This is a genomic window from Rubrivivax sp. A210, assembly GCF_904426505.1.
Lineage (GTDB): Bacteria > Pseudomonadota > Gammaproteobacteria > Burkholderiales > Burkholderiaceae_C > Rubrivivax.
This window is the reverse complement of the sequence record NZ_CAJGBN010000072.1, coordinates 119,905-137,154: the sequence shown is the minus strand read 5'-3', so window position 1 is coordinate 137,154 and position 17,250 is coordinate 119,905. Positions and strand designations below refer to the sequence as shown.

Genomic DNA, 17,250 nt, shown 5'->3' with positions numbered 1-17,250 from the left:
CAGCCCTGCCATGACCCCGGTGTCAGCCTTCCCCATCCCCAAGGTTCCGGTGTTCGACTGGAACTACCTCCGGCCCTGCCGGGCCGAACCGGTTGCGAACCTCTCGCAGTTGCCGGCCTTTGCCCACACCACCAGCGGGCGCGCAGCCCTGTTCGCCGCACTGAGACAGCTCGACCTGCCACCGGGCGCTGGCGTGCTGGTGCCCACCTACCATTGCCCGACCATGGTGGCACCCGTGCTGGAGGCAGGCCTGCGTCCGGTCTTCTACCCGCTGGGCGCCGACGGCCAGCCCCTGCTCGACGCCATCGAAGGCGCCGCGGGTGCGGCGCCCGGCGCCATGATCGTGGCGCACTACTTCGGCCTGCCTCGCTCCTGGTCGACCCTGGCCCGCTGGTGCCGCGACCGCGGCATCGTGCTGATCGAGGATTGCGCGCACTGCTACTTCGGCATGGCCGGCGAGCGCCCGGTGGGCCATTGGGGCGATTTCGCAACCGCCAGCATCTCCAAGTTCCTGCCCGTGCCCGAATGCGGGCTGCTGGGCAGTGCCCACCGGCCCTTGCGGCCTCTGGGATTGCGCCCACCGGGCGCACGCTCGCAGGCCAAGGCGGCCTGGGACGTGATCGACACGTCGGTACGCTACGGCCGCCTGGCAGGGCTGAGCCATCTGCTTTCGCCCCTGGCCCGGCTCAGGGGATCGGCCGCCCCGGGCCCGGCCGGCGCGCTGTCAGCGCTCGAAGATCGCACGCCCACGGACGAGGAGATCATCGAAGGCTGCGACATGGGGCGCGTGCGCGACAGGCCGACCTTCGTGGCGCGCCTCATCCACCGCGCCTTGCCGTTCGGGCGGCTGATTGCCAAGCGCCGCGAGCACTACCGGCGGTACGACGAGGCCTTTGCCAGCGCGCACGGCGCCCGCCCGCTGGTGTCTGATCCGCCGCCGGGGGCGGTGCCCTATGTGTACCCGCTCTGGATCGAAGGCAGCGAGCGGGCCGACGCCATCTACGCGGCAGCGCGGCAGGAGCGCCTGCCCATCTTCCGGTGGGACCGCCGCTGGCCGGGAACCCCGGTGCTGCCCCATGACAACGGCCTGCACTGGAGCCGCCATGTGCTGCAGCTGCTGTGCCATCAAGACCTCAGGCGCGAAGACATCGACCAGGTGACCTCGCGCTTGCAATCCCTACTCAAGGCCTGCCCTTCGCGTGGGCCAAAGGTGAATTCCATTGCCCCTTAACGCTCCCATTGCCTGGCGCCGCCTGGACGCCAGCAAACTCCGAGTCGATGCCGCTGTCAGCAACGACTGGGACCGCCTGAACGCCCTGGGCCTGAACCAGCCCTTCATGTCCGCGCAAGCGGTGGCAAATGCCCTCGAGATCTTCGGCATCGGACGCGAGCAGCTTCTCGTCGGATCGGTGGGCGGCAGCTCCGTTGCCATGTTCGTGCTCGTCCCCCAGGGCCGGCTGCGCTGGCAGACCTTCCAGCCTTCGCAGATGCCGCTGGGCGCCTGGGTGTCCGGCGGCCAACAGCCCGGGATCGACCAGTTGGCCGGCGACCTGCTTCGCAGCGGCGCCCTGGGCCTGTGCCTGGCGCTGTCGGTCACGCAGATCGACCCCCTGCAATCCCCCCGCCAGGAAGATGGCCCGGCCTCGCGACACTCGGATTACATCGACACCGCCTGGCTCGAGGTGGAAGGTGACTTCGACACCTACTGGAATGCCCGCGGCAAGAACCTGCGCCAGAACCTGCGCAAGCAGCGCAACAAGCTCGCCAGCGACGGCACCGCCACCGAGATGCGCCTGTTTCGCGACGAGAAGGACATGGGCCCGGCCCTCCAGCGCTACGGCGGCCTCGAAAGCCAGGGCTGGAAGGCGCAGCAGGGCACGGCCATCCATCCAGACAACGAGCAGGGCCGCTTCTACGGACGCCTGCTGGCCGAAGCCGCGCGCCGCAACGAGGCGCTTTTCACCGAGTACCTGTTCGGTGAACAGACGGTGGCGATGAATTTCGGGCTGGTGCGCGACGGCACCTGGGTGGTGTTGAAGACGACCTACGACGAATCGATACCCAAGAGCCTGTCCCCCGCCTCGCTGCTGCGCGAAGATGAATTGAAATTCGTCTTTGCGCCCGACAGCGGGCTCAGGCGCATCGAGTACTACGGCCGCATGATGGACTGGCACACCAAGCTCACCGACAGCCACCGGCGCCTGTACCACCTGACCACCTACCGCTGGCCCTGGCTCAAGAGCCTGGCCGAACGGCGGCGGGAGCGTGCCAAGCCGACGGCAGTGCAGGCCGCAGCAGAAGGCGAGGCCGCCACATGAAGGCAAGCACCCCTCCGGACAGCCGTGGCAAGGCGGGCCGCGACATGCCGCCCCTGCGCCGGGTGTTGATGATCGCCTACCACTTTCCGCCGCTGGCCGGCAGCAGCGGCATCCAGCGCACCCTGCGTTTCGTGCAGCACCTGCCGGCCCAGGGCTGGCAGCCGCTGGTGCTGACGACGCGGGCCGAGGCCTATGAGCGCGTGAGCAACGACCTGCTGGCCGATGTCCCGCCCGGCACGGTGGTGAGCCGGGCGATGGCCTGGGACACGGCGCGCCACCTGTCGATCAAGGGCCGCTACATCGCCGCCATGGCCCGCCCCGACCGCTGGATGACCTGGCGCTTCGACGGCGTCAGGCGCGGCATGCAGCTGATCCGGCAGTACAAGCCCGAGGCCATCTGGAGCACCTACCCCATCGCCACCGCGCACCTGATAGGCGCCGAGCTGGCGCGCCGCTCGGGCCTGCCCTGGATCGCCGATTTCCGCGATCCCATGGCGCAGGCCGGCTACCCCACCGACCCCGTGACCTGGGCGCAGTACCGCGACATCGAAAGCCACGCCCTGGCCACCGCCGCGCTCAGCACCTTCACCACGCCCAGCGCCACGGCCGAGTACCGCCAGCGCTATCCCGCCAGTGCGCAGCGGGTGGAACTGCTCGAGAACGGCTACGACGAGGAAACCTTCGCCAACGCCGACGGGGCGCGCGAAGCCCGGCCGCTGAACCCGGGCGCGACAACGCTGCTGCACAGCGGCGTGGTCTACCCGAGCGAGCGCGATCCCACCCAGCTGATGGCGGCGCTGAAGCTGCTGCACGAGGCCGGCGCCACCAGCCCGGCCCGGCTTCGGGTGCGCTTCCGCGCCCCTGTGGCCGAGGCCCTGCTGCTCGACCTGGCGCGGCAGGCCGGCGTCGAGGCCTACATCGAGATCCTGCCGGCCGCGCCCTACCGCGAGGCCCTGGCAGAGATGCTGAATGCCGACGGCCTGCTGCTGCTGCAGGCCAGCAATTGCAATGCGCAGATCCCCGCCAAGCTCTACGAATACCTGCGCGCCGGACGGCCCATCGTCTGCCTTTCCGACCCCGCCGGCGACACCGCCACCACGGTGCGCAATGCCGGCATCGATGCCATCGCGCCGCTGGACGATGCAGCCGCCATCGCGCAGCTGCTGACGCGTTTTCTGGCGCCGGGGCGGCCCGGCCTGCAACTGATGCCCGAGCCCGGCTTCGTGGCCGCCGCCTCCCGGAGAGGCCGCACCCAGGCGTTGGCGGCGATGCTCGACAGCGTCACCGCGGCCAGCCGGCGCGGCTGATCGGCCATGGGTACGCGGCGCGCGCTCTTCTTCTCGTTTCTCGACCGCTACTCGGCCCTCGCGCTGTCGATCCTGTCGTCGATGGTCATCGCGCGGCTGCTTACGCCGGCGGACATCGGCGTCTTCTCGGTCACCATGGTGCTGGTGGCCTTTGCCAATTCGCTGCGCGACCTGGGCGCAGGCCAATACCTGGTGCAGGAGCGCGACCTCAACGCCACCCGCATCCGCGCCGTGTGGACCGTATTGTTGGGCACGGGCCTGCTGATGGCGGTGATCGTCTCGGTGGCGGCCTACCCGGTTTCGAAGTTCTACCGCGAGCCCCGCATGGCCCTGATCATGGGCGTGGTGGCGGTGAACTTTGTCGTCAACCCCTTCGGCTCCATGACCTATGCCTGGCTGATCCGCGAGATGAGCTTCCAGCGCCTGGCGGTGATGCGCTTCTTCAGCAGCCTGGCCGGTGCCGTCGCCTCGGTGATCCTGGCCTGGCAGGATTTCGGCCCGCTGAGCCTGGCCCTGGGCAACTTGGCCGCCACCTGCGTCAACGCTGCCATCGGCGCCTGGTTCCGCCCTGCCCACTTCAGCTGGCTGCCCGGCAGGCATGAACTGCGCCGGGTGCTCAAGTTCGGCGGCACGACCTCGGCCACCAACATCATCTGGGATTTCGCCATCGGCGCCCCCGAGTTGCTTCTGGGCCGCCTGCAGACCCTGGGCGCAGCGGGCTACTACTCGCGCGCCAACGGCCTGACGATGATGTTCCAGCGCCTCGTGCTCGATGCCACGAATGCCGTGGCCATGCCGCTGTTCGCCCGCGAGCATCGCCAGGGCGGCAACACCAGCGCCTCATTCCTGCGCGCCACCTCCTACGTCACCGCGCTGGGCTGGTCGTTCTTCATCGGGCTGGCGCTGATGGCGGGGCCGACCGTGCGCGTGCTCTACGGCGACCAATGGGATTTCTCGGCCCGCATCACCCAGGTGCTGGCCATCGGCATGTGCATCGCCCTGCCGGCGGCCATGTGCCAGACGCTGCTGCTGGCCCTAGGCCGGGTTGCCACCATCATGCGGACAACCGCCTTCCTGGTGCCGGTTCAGGTGGCCTGCATCGCCGTGGGCGCCACCAGCGGCGCACTGCAGGCGGCGGTCGGCTTTGCCGTGGCGCAGATCGTCGCGGTCAGCGCCTGGCTGCTGGTGACCCGCAGCGCCATCGGCTTCGAGTTCCAGGGACTGCTGAGGGTGCTGGCACGCAGCGCCGCCCTGGCCCTGCTGGTGGCCATCGTCCCGGCCGCCAGCTTGGCCGCGTCCACCTACTGGAAGCCGCTGGGGAACCTGGCCCAGGTCTCGCTCGTCTTCGCGCTCAGCCTGCCGGTGTTCGTCGGGGCGGTGCGACTGCTCGGCCACCCCTTTGCCGCCGAAGTGAATCTCGCGCTCGCCAAAGTATTTGGCCCCAAGGGCTGACCCGGCGCGCGAGCCGGCTTGCAAGCATCCACCCGCGGGCCGCGCCGCCCGAATGCGGGCCCTGCAGCCCGCTTTCAGCTGCGCGTGAGCAGGACATGCACCCAGTTGCCGTGAGGGGTGTACAGGGGTTGCAAGGCACGCCGGATCACCACCGCGGCCCTTGCCAGAAAGCGTTGGGCCAACGACCGCGGCGGTGGCGGCTCGAAGGGTGAGTCGCAATGGATGCAGTGCTCTTCCTGGTCGTAGGGACCGTAGGGATTGCCGGCCCAATCCATCAGCCGGGCCGACAGCGCATTGGTCGGCACATCAGCCACGCCGACGAACTGCTTTTCAGTCAATGCGAAACCGGGAAACAGGCGGCACAGGCGCTGCTCGTCAAAGCTATTGACATGGCCCCAAGGCGGGCTGACCTTGCCGCACTTTCGGCAGGTCAGGCGCCCCCACCGGATGTCTTGCCGGTAGGGGACGCCGACGATGATGTGCCGCGCGCACACGCGCGCCATGTCAAGGCACGCCTGTTCCAGGGCCGGGGAAGGAATGTGCTCCAGCACCTCGGCACAGAACACGAGATCAAAACTGCCGTCCTCGAAGGGCAGCGCCGTGGCATTGCCCTTTACGCAGCGAATGCGCGCATCGTCGATCTGCGGCATGGCCAGGTCCAGCGCCGTCACGGCCACAGAGCGGTCGGCCAGTTGGCGCGAGAGATACCCGTCGCGGGCGCCCACGTCCAGCACCGAGAAAGTGCGCATGGGCACCAGCGACATCAGCGAGGCGACGCGCTTCTGCTCATTGGGACTGCTACGGTAGTCGGTCAGGTCCACTTCGAATCATCCAATCCAGCCAAGCTCGTCACAGAACCAATTCCAGCCATTGGAAATTCTCACTCCCACGCAATCAAGCCGCCCATGACCCCGCGCAACCCAGGGGAACCTCCTGCATTCCAGCACGCGAAGCAGGTGAGCGAGCATCGCGCAATTCCACGTCTCTTTCCTGCACTGGCGCAAAATCCCCTTTGCCTTTCCGTAAATTAAGCACCAACTCTGGCGTCTTTTGACTCGCCACGCCCTGACACCGCAGAAAGCGAATACGTCCGCTCAATTGCGACAAATAGCACCCCCGACGGGACCAGCGTAACCAGAAACATAAGCGGCAAGAGAAGCCAGAATAGCCAAGGGCCATAGACCGCAACCGGAACAAGTACCGCAAGCATGGAAAAGGCAACTTTGAGAGCCACCCCATGAATCAGATAATACGAGTAGCTCATATTTCCCAGCCATCGCATTGGCGTCCAGCAAAACATACGCGCCAGCCAACCCGACGGCCGGAGGAAGCAGGTGAGACATAGGAAGAAGAAAGCGATGAAGAGTATACCTATCTTGGTGGTATAGCTAGCGGAGCCATCTATTGGAAACAGCCCACCCATGATCCCAACAACCATCGCTGCAGCACCCACAAAATCAAAATAGCCGGATAGTTTTTCCGTACAGGCAATCGCCTCATGGAGAAGAATACCTGCAATGAACATGATCAATCGGATATGCCCGCCGTATGCCGCGCAATAAACAGCAGCCAGCACCACCACAAAAACGAAGAAAGAAATACGCCAAAACGGCCTTCGCTCACGAAGCCTGAGACCCTCGATAGCGACCGGGATAATGAGATAATAAAACATCTCATAACTCAACGACCAAGCCACAGTAATCATTGGCTCAATTGGAAACAGTCCCGGCAAGAGCAGAAAGTTCTGAGCGAGATACAAAGCAGCATCCGCAAACTCGACCGGAATCTTGCTTTCCCTGCGAAACAAAAACGACAAACAAATATAAAACAAAAACACAACCACAAATGTGGGATATATTCTTTCAATACGTCGATATATAAATCGACTGTACGCCTGCCTTCGCCTTATCAATGAACCATAAATCAGGTAGCCACTCAGCACAAAAAACAGATCAACCCCGCTGTTTCCAATGGCACGCAAGCCATCGGCAATCTCCATTGTGCGGGTTTCACTCGAAATCCAAGGCTCCACAAGAGTCACGTAGTGGACAAGAAAAACCAGGAACACCGCATAACCTCGCAGCCCTTCCATCGGCCGTACATTGGCGGCATCCCCGCCGCGAGTTAGTTCAAATTTTCCTGCAAGCCAATTCATTTCGATTCAATACTTTTTTGGTTTCAATCCCGATGATCTCGTCGGCCCGTGTAACACAATCCGGTCACCTGCCCCAGTGCGCATTCAGGTAAGACCGCAGCGGCCGCTCGACAGAATAATATGAGAGAAGCCCGGCAGCCAAAGCCGCGATCAACGCCAGATAGGGCGAGATACCATTTTCCCTGTGGGACAGGAGATAGAAAGGCTGTTGCCAGAGATAGAGTGAATAGGACCAGAGGCCCAACTGGCGAAGCGGCGCCCACTCCAGGAGCGTGGCAAACCAGCCCCCATGGGCGGTCAGCAAGCAAAGCGCGGCCACAAAGCAGCCGACACCCAGGATTCTTTGCACTGCGAGTGGCAGGGACCACCAGTGCAACCCGATCCCCAGCAGCACGAGCGCCGGAGCCACGAAAGCCGGCAACCTGTCCCCGCCCGCCCATCTTCTGCCTGCCGCCACCCACGCCGCGGAAGCCATCAACCCGTAGGCAGCCACTTCGGTGTGCAGCCATTGCACAAAGGCCAATTGGGGGGGATTGAGAATCTGGTAGCCGACGGCAAAGCAGATGCAGGTCGCGAGCAGAAAGCCGGCCCCCGCACCGGCGGACATCAAGCCCCTTCGGGATGCGATGGCCACCAGCGAAAGGGCGATGTAGCTGTGCTCTTCTACAGACAGCGACCAGATATGGCCAAAGGGCATCAGGGCGGTGCCTGGCCCTCCTTCGGGGAGGCAGTAATTGTTGACGAACAGCAACGCGGCGGCAATTTCCCGGAGGCTGATGGGGTGGCCCATCAACAGATAGGCCAGCGTCATCACCAGCACAAAAACAAGGTGGGCGGGCAGAATTCTGGCAATTCGCCGCCGGTAGAACTTGGCAATGGGTTCCTGCTTCTCGAACAGAAGCCCTCCCATCAGAAGGCCCGAGAGCACGAAGAAGAGATTGACGCCCACGGCACCGAAACTGATGCCGGGAACCGGCAGGAAATGCCCCACCATGAGCATCAGGATGGCCAGTCCGCGCCAGCCATCCAGGTAATCGACATGGCCGCTGCCGATGTTGCGCTTGTGTTCCGGTGCCGTCATCAGCGTGGTTCTGCAGTTGCCAGGCGGCCCTGGAGTGGGGTAAGGCGGACTCATCGTAACACCCGACCTTCCGGCCATCGGCCCGCTTTCGTGGGGCTCTGGAGGCCCACAGCAGGCCCGCCCGTCAACCGCCGCGATACAGCGCAAGCAATTCGCGGTCACCCAGCGGTTCGGTGGCAAGGCGTCCAAAAAAATAAAAGCCCGACGCCGAATCGTAGGCCGCGAGCTTGCCCAGGCAGATGCGGTCGATCCAACGCATCGGGTAGGTCAGCAGCAGCGCTGCCAGCTTGAGCCATCTTTTCACCGCGGCCCGCTCGGACAGCGATGCGATGACATAACGCAGCATCTGCCCGGCACTGGTTCCGGGCCCGCCGACAATTCCGGAATCCAGTTCGTCGAAGTGCCGGAACAGCCTTCGGTGCCCGAGATGGGAAAAGCGCGTGAAGTCATAGGCGCCCATATGCACCGGCTGCATGAAGGGCGTCTCGGCATAGACGAAGCCGCGCGGCCTGAGGACACGGCGAATCTCTTCCACACAGCGGTAGGGGTCCACCACATGCTCGAGCACCGCGATGGCGATGCAGGCGTCGAAGCTGCCATCGACAAAGGGCAGGTCGTGGGCGTCGGCGATGCACTGGACATGGGCACCGAAGGCCACGTCGGTGGTCACGACATTGCTGCCGCCGATGTCGCTGTCGCCGGCGCCGATGACGAGCACGCGCGCATCCGGCTGCTGCGCCTGGATCTGCTTGACGGCCTGCGCTGCATCAAAGGTTCGCCCGGGAGGATTGGACTCGCTGAGCGCGGCAATCGCGCGCCTGTACAGCTGCCGCCAGCCCCGGCTGTTGTCGAGATGGCCACCATAGGAACTGGCCCCTTCATAGCCGCGTGCCTGGAGATAGTCCGCGGTCTGGAAGACGCTGTTCGCATCATTGATCAGCACCGGAATGCCATTGACCGACGGGTAGGGCTTTGCGCAGGCCGTGCAGAACAGGTTGTCGCCGAGCGCGTGCTTATGCACTGGGCACGCGAAAGCGCTGGGTTGAAGTGCTTGCTCTTGCATAGGCCTTGTCTAATGGATGGGCGGGGCACGCCCCTTGCCCGAGCCTGCAGCCGCAGACCGCGCCACAAGGCGCTGCCGGACGGCCGCCGATTCTGCAGCACGCGCCGCCCCGCGGGCACCCACCGGGCCAGGGGGCACCGGTCCTGCCGGCCGCTGCCCCGCCCGCGCTATCAGAAGCGGTAGAAGACCGCCGGGGACGCTGCCGCCGGCAAGAGGATGACACCCCGGATGCCGTTGCCCAGTTCGATGTACTGCAAGCGCCCGTAGATGCCGAATTCGGTGACGTTGCTAGGCCCTGCCCCCGTGAAGGTCTGGCTGCTCCAGGCCCAGGCGTCGGTGGCCGGGTTGGCGGCGGGCGGCGTCAGGAAGTACAGCGTCTTCGTGATCGCCGAACTGCCCACGACGAAGCGCCGCCCCACGGCATCCCAGGCCAGGGAGGCGGTGTTGGCCATGTTGGGTGCGGCGCCGCTGATGTTGGTGGGCGTGAAGATTGGCGCGTCGGGCGTCGCGAGGTTCTGCACGTAGACGGTGGCGTTGTTGACGAAGACCATCAAGCCACTGGCAATAGCCGCCTTGCCCGAGGTGGGGCCGTTGGGGTTGTCCTTGTTGTAGCTGGACCAGGTGCCCGACGCCGCGTCATAAGCACCCAGCTTCTGCGAGTTGCCATTGCCCAGGCCCCAAGCCTTGCCGGTGCTGGCTTCGTACCCGGAAATCAGGGCGATGGTGCCCACCCCGCCGCCGCCATAGGCTGGAAATCCGGCGTCGGCGGTGGTCCATGGATTGGCCCTGGAAGGATCGACCGCAAAGTCGAAAACATCCGCCTGCAGGAAGCCGAAGCCGGTATGAAAGTAGCCGGCCGCACCGATGCAGAGCATCTTGTTCTTCGTCGGCAGGTAGACCAGCGCATCGTATGTGTGGCGGCTCACCGGGTATCCGCCCAGGCGGCCAACGTCGTTGGGCGCCGGTATCGTGGGATCGATGATGCGGCTCCAACGCGGCGCATTGGAGTTCAAGGGGCCGAAGGCGTAGACCTCGTTGCCCGCGTAATCGTTGTGCCCACCGCCGAAAACGACCAGGAACTGGCCCGAAACAAAAGCGCCGTCGCGGTAAATGCCCACGGTGTTCAGGACGCCGCCGCCCCAGGCCCGCATGAGCGCGGCGATGCCGCTGCTGCCGCCCGGATTCACGCCGGACCAGGCCTGGCCGCTGGTCAACAGCGCGCTATCGGGCAAGGTCGCCACGGTACCGGGCACCGACATCCAATTGGGCTCCGATGGCGGAACGACCGACCAGACGCAGTTCTTGTTCATATCGGCCTTCAAGACCGAGAACTGACCGGCCGAAGCCATGCGTGCATAAGCGGTCGCGGCGCCGCTGACCTCATGCTCGACCGCATAGGCGATAGCCGGCTGCAGATTGCCCCAATAACTGGATGACGCAGGCAGATTGCCGCCCCGCAACTCGCCATCAGTGAACGCGCCGGGGGAAGTCGTGTAGGTCGCGTCGTACATCGCCCGCCAGGATGCCGGCCAAGGGCCGGTGCCGGCGGCCCAGTCCGGCAGATCCGTCTGGGCTACCACCATGTTGTAGACGGCGGCATCCCGGTACAGCCAGTTCGCGGCGCTGGCCGCAGAACCCAGGCGGCCAACCACGCACTTGGCGGTCCAGGCGAAGAAGGCCTGCAACCGCGTCTTGACCGCCGCGTTGATGGGCGGGTTCGCGGCCAGCATATAGCCGGTGGTGGCGGTGTAGAAGTCGTGCTGCCAGGGCGCGATGGTCACCTTGCCGTCGGTCGGCGTGCCATAGGCGGTGTCGCCGGGCGGCTCGATGAAGCCGAACGGATTGTTCGGCTGCGCCACGTACTTGTTGTAGTTGAAGTTGATGTTTGCCTCGGTGGAGGCGATGAATTCATTGCGCAGCGGCAGGTCGTCGTCGGGGGTGGCCGTGAGGGCCTGCAGCAGCGTGCGCAATGCCCACGCGGCACCGCGCACATTGTTGGCGCCTGTTTCCGGCGCCAGGATGCCGTCAGAGAAGTTTCTGCGCGCATAGGAAACGCCGCCGTCGACATTCCCGAGGTAATTAAAAGTGGCCGCGAACTGGATCGTTTCCATGTGATACCAGCGCCCGGACACCAGGTAGGCCATGTAGCCCACGGACGGATGGTGCGGAATATCCCAGTGCGGCACCGTCGTGCCCGTGCCCGCCGGCGGCTTGTCTCCGGTCGAACTCGAATCCACGCTGGCATTGGGATTGGTTGAAAAGCGCAGCGGCCGGTTGGTGGTTTCGTGGCGGTAGTGGATGCCCCAGCGCCCGGCGCTGTAGCCGTTGCGGATGACGCCCTCGTAGACGCCCACCGCCGTGCGGGGGGTGGTGAGGTACAGCACATCCCACTCGGGCAGCAGGCCGATGCTGGGTTGATAGCCGCCATCGCTCATGGACAGCGTGAAGCTGCCCAGTTGCAGCGGCGCAAAACTGGCGGGCAGCGAAGCCACCGCGGTGGCCGTGGCAGCGACCGTCGCGCCGTACTTGGGCACCAGGCGGGTGGACTGCAAATAGCCGGCGTCATGCCGCACATTCAGGGCCGGATCGGCACCCAGCCAATGCGAAAGCGCGGTGCCGCCAAGCAGCGGCGTGCGCGAATGCGAGGGCAGATCGAAGCTTGCGCTGAAGCGCTGCGTGCCGCCCAGGCTGAATGCATAAGTGGCGGCCTTGCTGCTGGGGCCGGCCACCCGCAGGTAGCCGTTCTCGACCCAGGGCAGCACCTCGACGGCGCCGTGCAACCACAGGCGCACTTCGAGCCAGGCCACCAGGTGGGCGTCGCTGCCCACCGGCTTGCGGTAGATCCACGACGACATCTGCGGGCCGCTGGCCCAGGCCTGGAAGGGGCTGTCCCAGTCGGCGCCCGACCAGGTGACAGCGCCTATGGGCAGGCAGGAAATGCCGGCCGTCACGCCGGTGGCGCGCAGGTCGGCCGTCGTCAGCGCGGCGCCAGTGGGAGCGCTGGCGCTGGGGGTGAGGCTCACCGCCAGCGGCACGCCGGCGGTCATGGTGGCGCGGCCCGCGACGACGCCGAATTTGACGCTGCCATCGGGCCAGGTGTTCTTGACCGTCACCTGCGACTCGGGGAAGTCGCAGACGGCAAACTGCCCGGCCGGAACATCGCCTTGCTTGAAGGCAAAGCCCACCGCGAAGGGAATCACACCGCTTGAGGTGGAAGTCAGCGTGAACTGCCGGGTGCTGCCCGAGGACACGGCAGGCGGGGGCGGGGGAGGAGAAGGCGGCGGCGGCGGCGGCGGCGGCGGGGGAGGCGGCGGCGGCGGGGGCGGCTCGGCGGCGGGCGGGGTTGGCACCCCGGGAGCGACAGGCGTGCTGGGCTCGGGCGCGGCATCGTCGCCACCACCGCCGCCGCATCCCGGCAGCGCAACCAGCCCTGCGGCAAAGGCCCACAGCCGCAGGAAGTCCCGTCTTTCTTGATCACTCATGCTAACCCCAAGAGAGCCTGCCAAATAGGCGGCCGGGAATCTTAGTCCGATAGCGGTGACAGCAGTTTGATCTGATGCCGGCATAAGTCGGACTCCGCCCCCCCATATTCGAGGTGGGTTTGAGGGCTTATCGGCAGCGCAGCGCCAGCGCGCGCCGAAAGGGTTACCTCATGTGACGGCACGCCTGAGCACGCCATCAACCTCGCGCGCCACCACCGGCCAGGTGCGCACCGCCCCTTCGCGGGCGATGGCCTGGCGGTCCCAGTCGGTGTGCAGGGCCTGGCGGATACCGTCGGCAAAGGCCGCGGCACTGCGGTCGGCTACCAAGAGGCCCAGCCCGGCATGGCGGACGATCTCGGGGATGCCCCAGGCGCGGCTGGCAACGATGGGCAGGCCCATGGCCTGGGCTTCGCACAGGACATTGGGCCAGCCCTCGCGCGAACTCGCCAGCAGGAAGAGATCGCAGGCCGCATACCACTGCGGCAAGGCCTCCTGAGGCACGGCGCCGGCAAACACCACGCGCTCGGCGAGGCCCAGCCGGGCCACCAGTTCGTCGAGTTCCTGGCGCTGCGGGCCGCCGCCCACGATGACGAGCTTCAAGGCCTGCCCCTGCGGCGCGCTTGCGCCCAGGCGCACCAGGCTCTCGATCAGGATGTGGAAGCCCTTGCGCTCGGTGAGGTGCCCCACCGAGAGCATCAGCGTGGCCTGCGCCGGCAGGCCCAGCCGGTTGCGCGCGGCCTGGCGGTCGCCGGGGCTGAACATCTCGGGGTCGATGCCGTTGCCGATGACCGAAACCTTGGCCTCGGGCTGGCCCAGGCCCAGTGCAACCTGTCGCAATTCGTCGCAGACGCACACCAGGTGGCGGGCGCGCTCCAGCGTGTCGACGATGCGCGGCCGGATGGCCGGCAAGGTGGGATAGAGATTCAGGTCGGTGCCGCGGCTGGACAGCACCACCGGCAGGCCCAGCGCCGCGCCCAGGGCCACGGCGGCCTCGCCGTCGGGGTAGACGTAGTGGGCGTCGATGACGTCGAAGCGCCGCTGCTCGTGCAGGCGGCGCACCAGGGCCATCGTCGCCGCGGCCATCCAGCGCCCGTAGAAGCGCATGCCGAGCTTGGGCGTCACCAGGTAGCGCGGGTGGTAGATCTCGTAGCCCCAGGGCGACTCGTGCGCGGGCACGCGGGCGAAGGTGTCCCAGGCCGCGGCGGTCTTGAAGGGCAGGCGGGGAAAGTAGGGCACGGGCGCCACCACGGTCAGCTCGTGCCCGCAGAGCCGGGCGCAGGCCTCCATGCGCCGGCGCACGAAGACCGCGTTCAGCGGCATGAGCGAGCTCGGGTAGAGCGTGCTGAAGGTGAGGATCTTCATCGGCCGCAAAGCCCCAGATGCCGCAGCACGCGCTCGGCGTGTGCGTCCCAGGTGAGGTGGCGCACCACATGCTCCTGTGCGTTGCGGCCGACGCGGGCCAGGGCAGCGCCATCGTCCAGCACGCGTTCCAGCGTCGCCACCATGGCCGCCATGTCGTCGCGGGGAAAGATGAAGCCGGTCTCGCCGTCGACCAGCACCTCCAGGATGGGCGGCAGCGCCGGCGCCAGCACCGGCAGGCGCATGGCCATGAACTCCATCAGCTTCATCGGCGAGCCGTGGATGTTGCTGAACGGAATGATGGCGATGTCCAGCAGTTCGAGGTGGTCGGGCACGGCCGCCAGGCTCACCATGCCGGTGAAGCGCACGCGGTCGGCAATGCCATGCTGCCGCGCCACGTCCAGCGTCTCCTGGCGCGTGGGGCCGTCGCCGATGAACAGCACGTACAGGTCGCGCCGCCGGATGCAGTCGGCCGCGGCGGCCAGGAACCTGGGCAGGCCGTGCCAGGCCACGAACTGGCCGGCCGAGCCTATGACCCGGGCCGTGGCGATGCCGTGGCGCTCGCGCAGCGCCTGCCGGGCCTCGGGTGCCAGGCGCTGGCGCTCGACGAAGCGCGGCCTGGAAACCGCGTTCGGACAGACGAGCACGCGCTGCGCGTCCAGGCCCAGGCCCTCGACCATCTGGCGGCGGAACTGCTCGCTGATGGTCACGATCACGCACGTCCAGTCGACAATGCGGCGCTCGAACCAGCGCGAGGTGCGTGCCAGCGCCAGCGGGCGGCTGCGCTCGATGACGACGCTGTCATTGACCTCCAGCACATGCGGTATGCGCAGCAGCCGGCAGGCCAGCGCCGGCACGAAGGTACACAGCGAATAGCGCTCGTAGACCAGGTCCGGCCGCCGCAACAGCAGCTTGGGCAGCAGGCGCAGGGCCAGCGGCAGGTTGTAGAGCACTTCGAAGACGCCGAACAGCCACTGCGGTGCGCGGGCCGAGACGGCAGCCAGCAGGCGCCGCGAGAGACCGGCAGGCGCGCTTCCGGCCGCGGGCTCCGTTGCGGGGGGGCGCGTCGGGTCGCAGCCGGCCAGGCAATCGACCTCGACCTCGTGGCCCAGCGTCCGGAAGGCCTCGACCATGCCGGCAACGTGAGCGCCCTCCGCGCCCCTGCCCTGAGTTCGGTGTGTGTAGAGAACCTTCATCGTCCGATCCGCGGCCAGGCCAGCCGCCAGCGCCGACGATAACTTGCGCCTGCAGGGCACCGCCCCGGCCCGCCGGGGCGGCAGCGTGAAAAGTGACGCCGGACGGGCGCGGCCGAGCAGACACAATGTCGGGGTCCATTCGCCCACCCTCCCATGCCGCAAACCTCTACCCCGTACTTTTCCGGCCAGCCCCGCTTTTCGGTGCCCGAATGGCGTGCCACCGAGGTTCAGTCCGGCGCCCCCCAAGCTTGGCAGCAGGCCTTGCAGGGCACGCCAGCGGCCACTGCTGCCGCAGCCACCGCCGGCCACTTCGCGGCGGCCTTCACCGACGGCGACGGACGCAGCTTCCTGGCGGTGGACCGCTTCGCGACCCAACCCCTGTACTACCGGGTGGACGCGGGCGTGCTGCGCCACGCCGAGCGCGCCGATGCCCTGGCCGACGCCGACACGGAGATCGACCCGCAGGCCCTGCTCGACTATCTCTACTTCCATGTGATCCCCTCGCCGCGCACCGTGTTCAAGGGCGTACACCGCATGCGGCCCGGCCACTGCGCCACCTTCCAGGATCGCAGCCTGTCGATGGCCGCCTACTGGAAGCCGAGCTTCGAGGAGCGCACGCCGGCCTCGTTTGCCGCCGCCCGCGACGAATTCCGCGCCCTGCTGGCCGACGCCGTGGCCAGCCAGCTCGACGGCAGCCAGCCGGCCTGCTTCCTGAGCGGCGGCACCGACAGCTCCACCATCGTCGGCCTGATGGCCCAGGTCACGGGCAAGAAGCCGGTCGCCCATTCGATAGGCTTCGAGGCCGCGGGCTACGACGAGATCGAGTTCGCGCGCATCGCGGCGCGGCGCTTCGGCGCCGAGCACCACGAGCACTACATCCGCCCGGCCGACCTGGTGCGCCTGATCCCGGCGCTGGCGGCCCACCACGACCAGCCCTTCGGCAACTCGTCGGCGCTGCCGACCTATTTCTGCGCCCTGAAGGCGCACGAGGGCGGCGCCACGCGCCTGCTGGCCGGCGACGGCGGCGACGAGCTCTTCGGCGGCAACACGCGCTACGCCAAGCAGCGCGTGTTCGCGCAGTACGACAAGCTGCCCGAGGGGTTGCGCCGCGGCCTGCTCGAGCCGCTGGCCGACGGCGGCCTGATCGACCGCATCCCGCTGCTGCAAAAGGGCAGCAGCTATGTGCGCCAGGCCCGGGTGCCGATGCCTGATCGCCTGCAGACCTACAACCTGCTCGACCGGCTGGGCCGCGAGACGGTGCTGACCCCGGCGCTGCGCGCACGCGTCACCGCCGAGGGCCCGCAGGCGCAGGAGCGCGAGGTCTGGCGCGAGTCGCAAGGCGCCGACTTCATCAACCGCATGCTGGCCTACGACTGGCGCTACACACTGGCCGAGAACGACCTGCCCAAGGTGCGCGGCGGCACCGAGCTCGCCGGTGTGTCCGTGGCCTACCCGCTGCTCGACCAGCGCGTGGTCGACTTCTCGGCCCGCCTGCCGGTGGCCTGGAAGCTCAAGGGCATGCGGCTGCGCTGGTTCTTCAAGGAAGCGCTGCGGGGCTTTCTTCCCGACGAGATCATCACCAAGAAGAAGCACGGCTTCGGCCTGCCTTTCGGCGTCTGGGCCAGCCAGGACGCGGCGCTGGGCAGGCTGGCCCGCGACAGCGTGCGCGGCCTGGGCGAGCGCGGCATCGTGCGGCGCGAGTTCACGTCGCGGCTGGTCGACGAGTTCCTGCCCCAGCACCCGGGCTACTACGGCGAGATGGTCTGGATCATGATGATGCTGGAGCAATGGTTCCTGCACCACCGGCCCGACTGGCGCCTGCCGGACTGAGCGGCTG

At 66.9% G+C, this 17,250-nt stretch carries 12 protein-coding genes; 5 read left to right on the top strand and 7 right to left on the bottom strand.

Annotated elements, in window-relative coordinates; all coding sequences use genetic code 11:
- Positions 1-10: 10 nt before the first annotated feature.
- Genes JMV16_RS23750 through JMV16_RS23735 form a run of 4 tightly spaced genes read left to right on the top strand, consistent with a single transcriptional unit; the run spans position 11 to position 5,077 of the window.
- Positions 11-1,231 carry a DegT/DnrJ/EryC1/StrS family aminotransferase gene (locus JMV16_RS23750; RefSeq protein WP_201496810.1) on the top strand — a complete coding sequence of 407 codons (1,221 nt, stop codon included), beginning with the start codon at positions 11-13 and terminating at the stop codon, positions 1,229-1,231.
- Positions 1,221-2,318 carry a GNAT family N-acetyltransferase gene (locus JMV16_RS23745; protein ID WP_201496809.1) on the top strand — a complete coding sequence of 366 codons (1,098 nt, stop codon included), beginning with the start codon at positions 1,221-1,223 and terminating at the stop codon, positions 2,316-2,318. Before JMV16_RS23750 ends, JMV16_RS23745 begins: the two co-directional genes overlap by 11 nt.
- Positions 2,315-3,625, top strand: coding sequence for a glycosyltransferase (locus JMV16_RS23740; protein WP_236580679.1), 1,311 nt, complete (start codon positions 2,315-2,317; stop codon positions 3,623-3,625). Before JMV16_RS23745 ends, JMV16_RS23740 begins: the two co-directional genes overlap by 4 nt.
- A 6-nt stretch (positions 3,626-3,631) precedes the next feature.
- Positions 3,632-5,077, top strand: coding sequence for a lipopolysaccharide biosynthesis protein (locus tag JMV16_RS23735; RefSeq protein ID WP_201496808.1), 1,446 nt, complete (start codon positions 3,632-3,634; stop codon positions 5,075-5,077).
- A 74-nt stretch (positions 5,078-5,151) separates the two neighbouring features.
- On the opposite strand, the gene JMV16_RS23730 is transcribed toward JMV16_RS23735, so the two are convergent.
- The 7 genes from JMV16_RS23730 to JMV16_RS23700 all read right to left on the bottom strand — a co-directional run bounded on the left by JMV16_RS23730 (position 5,152) and on the right by JMV16_RS23700 (position 15,413).
- Positions 5,152-5,898 carry a class I SAM-dependent methyltransferase gene (locus tag JMV16_RS23730; RefSeq protein WP_201496807.1) on the bottom strand — a complete coding sequence of 249 codons (747 nt, stop codon included), beginning with the start codon at positions 5,896-5,898 and terminating at the stop codon, positions 5,152-5,154.
- Positions 5,899-6,104: 206 nt separating this feature from the next.
- Positions 6,105-7,232, bottom strand: coding sequence for an acyltransferase family protein (locus JMV16_RS23725; RefSeq protein ID WP_201496806.1), 1,128 nt, complete (start codon positions 7,230-7,232; stop codon positions 6,105-6,107).
- A 64-nt stretch (positions 7,233-7,296) separates the two neighbouring features.
- On the bottom strand, positions 7,297-8,313 hold the full coding sequence (locus JMV16_RS23720; protein ID WP_201496805.1) for an acyltransferase family protein: 1,017 nt from the start codon (positions 8,311-8,313) through the stop codon (positions 7,297-7,299).
- 124 nt (positions 8,314-8,437) lie between these two features.
- The gene (locus JMV16_RS23715) at positions 8,438-9,376 is read right to left on the bottom strand and encodes a class I SAM-dependent methyltransferase (RefSeq protein WP_201496804.1); all 939 of its coding nucleotides are present in this window, start codon (positions 9,374-9,376) and stop codon (positions 8,438-8,440) included.
- A 170-nt stretch (positions 9,377-9,546) separates the two neighbouring features.
- Complete coding sequence (locus JMV16_RS23710) at positions 9,547-12,627, bottom strand: hypothetical protein (protein WP_201496803.1); 3,081 nt, start codon at positions 12,625-12,627, stop codon at positions 9,547-9,549.
- 399 nt (positions 12,628-13,026) lie between these two features.
- Positions 13,027-14,220: a glycosyltransferase family 4 protein gene (locus JMV16_RS23705; RefSeq protein WP_201496802.1), complete on the bottom strand. Its 1,194-nt coding sequence runs from the start codon at positions 14,218-14,220 to the stop codon at positions 13,027-13,029.
- Positions 14,217-15,413 carry a glycosyltransferase family 4 protein gene (locus JMV16_RS23700; RefSeq protein ID WP_255511434.1) on the bottom strand — a complete coding sequence of 399 codons (1,197 nt, stop codon included), beginning with the start codon at positions 15,411-15,413 and terminating at the stop codon, positions 14,217-14,219. The genes JMV16_RS23705 and JMV16_RS23700 overlap by 4 nt, the downstream gene beginning before the upstream one ends.
- A gap of 153 nt (positions 15,414-15,566) precedes the next feature.
- Between JMV16_RS23700 and JMV16_RS23695 the strand changes: the two genes are divergently transcribed.
- Positions 15,567-17,243 (top strand): asparagine synthetase B family protein, encoded by a 1,677-nt coding sequence (locus JMV16_RS23695; RefSeq protein ID WP_201496800.1) that lies wholly within the window; start codon positions 15,567-15,569, stop codon positions 17,241-17,243.
- Positions 17,244-17,250 lie beyond the last annotated feature (7 nt).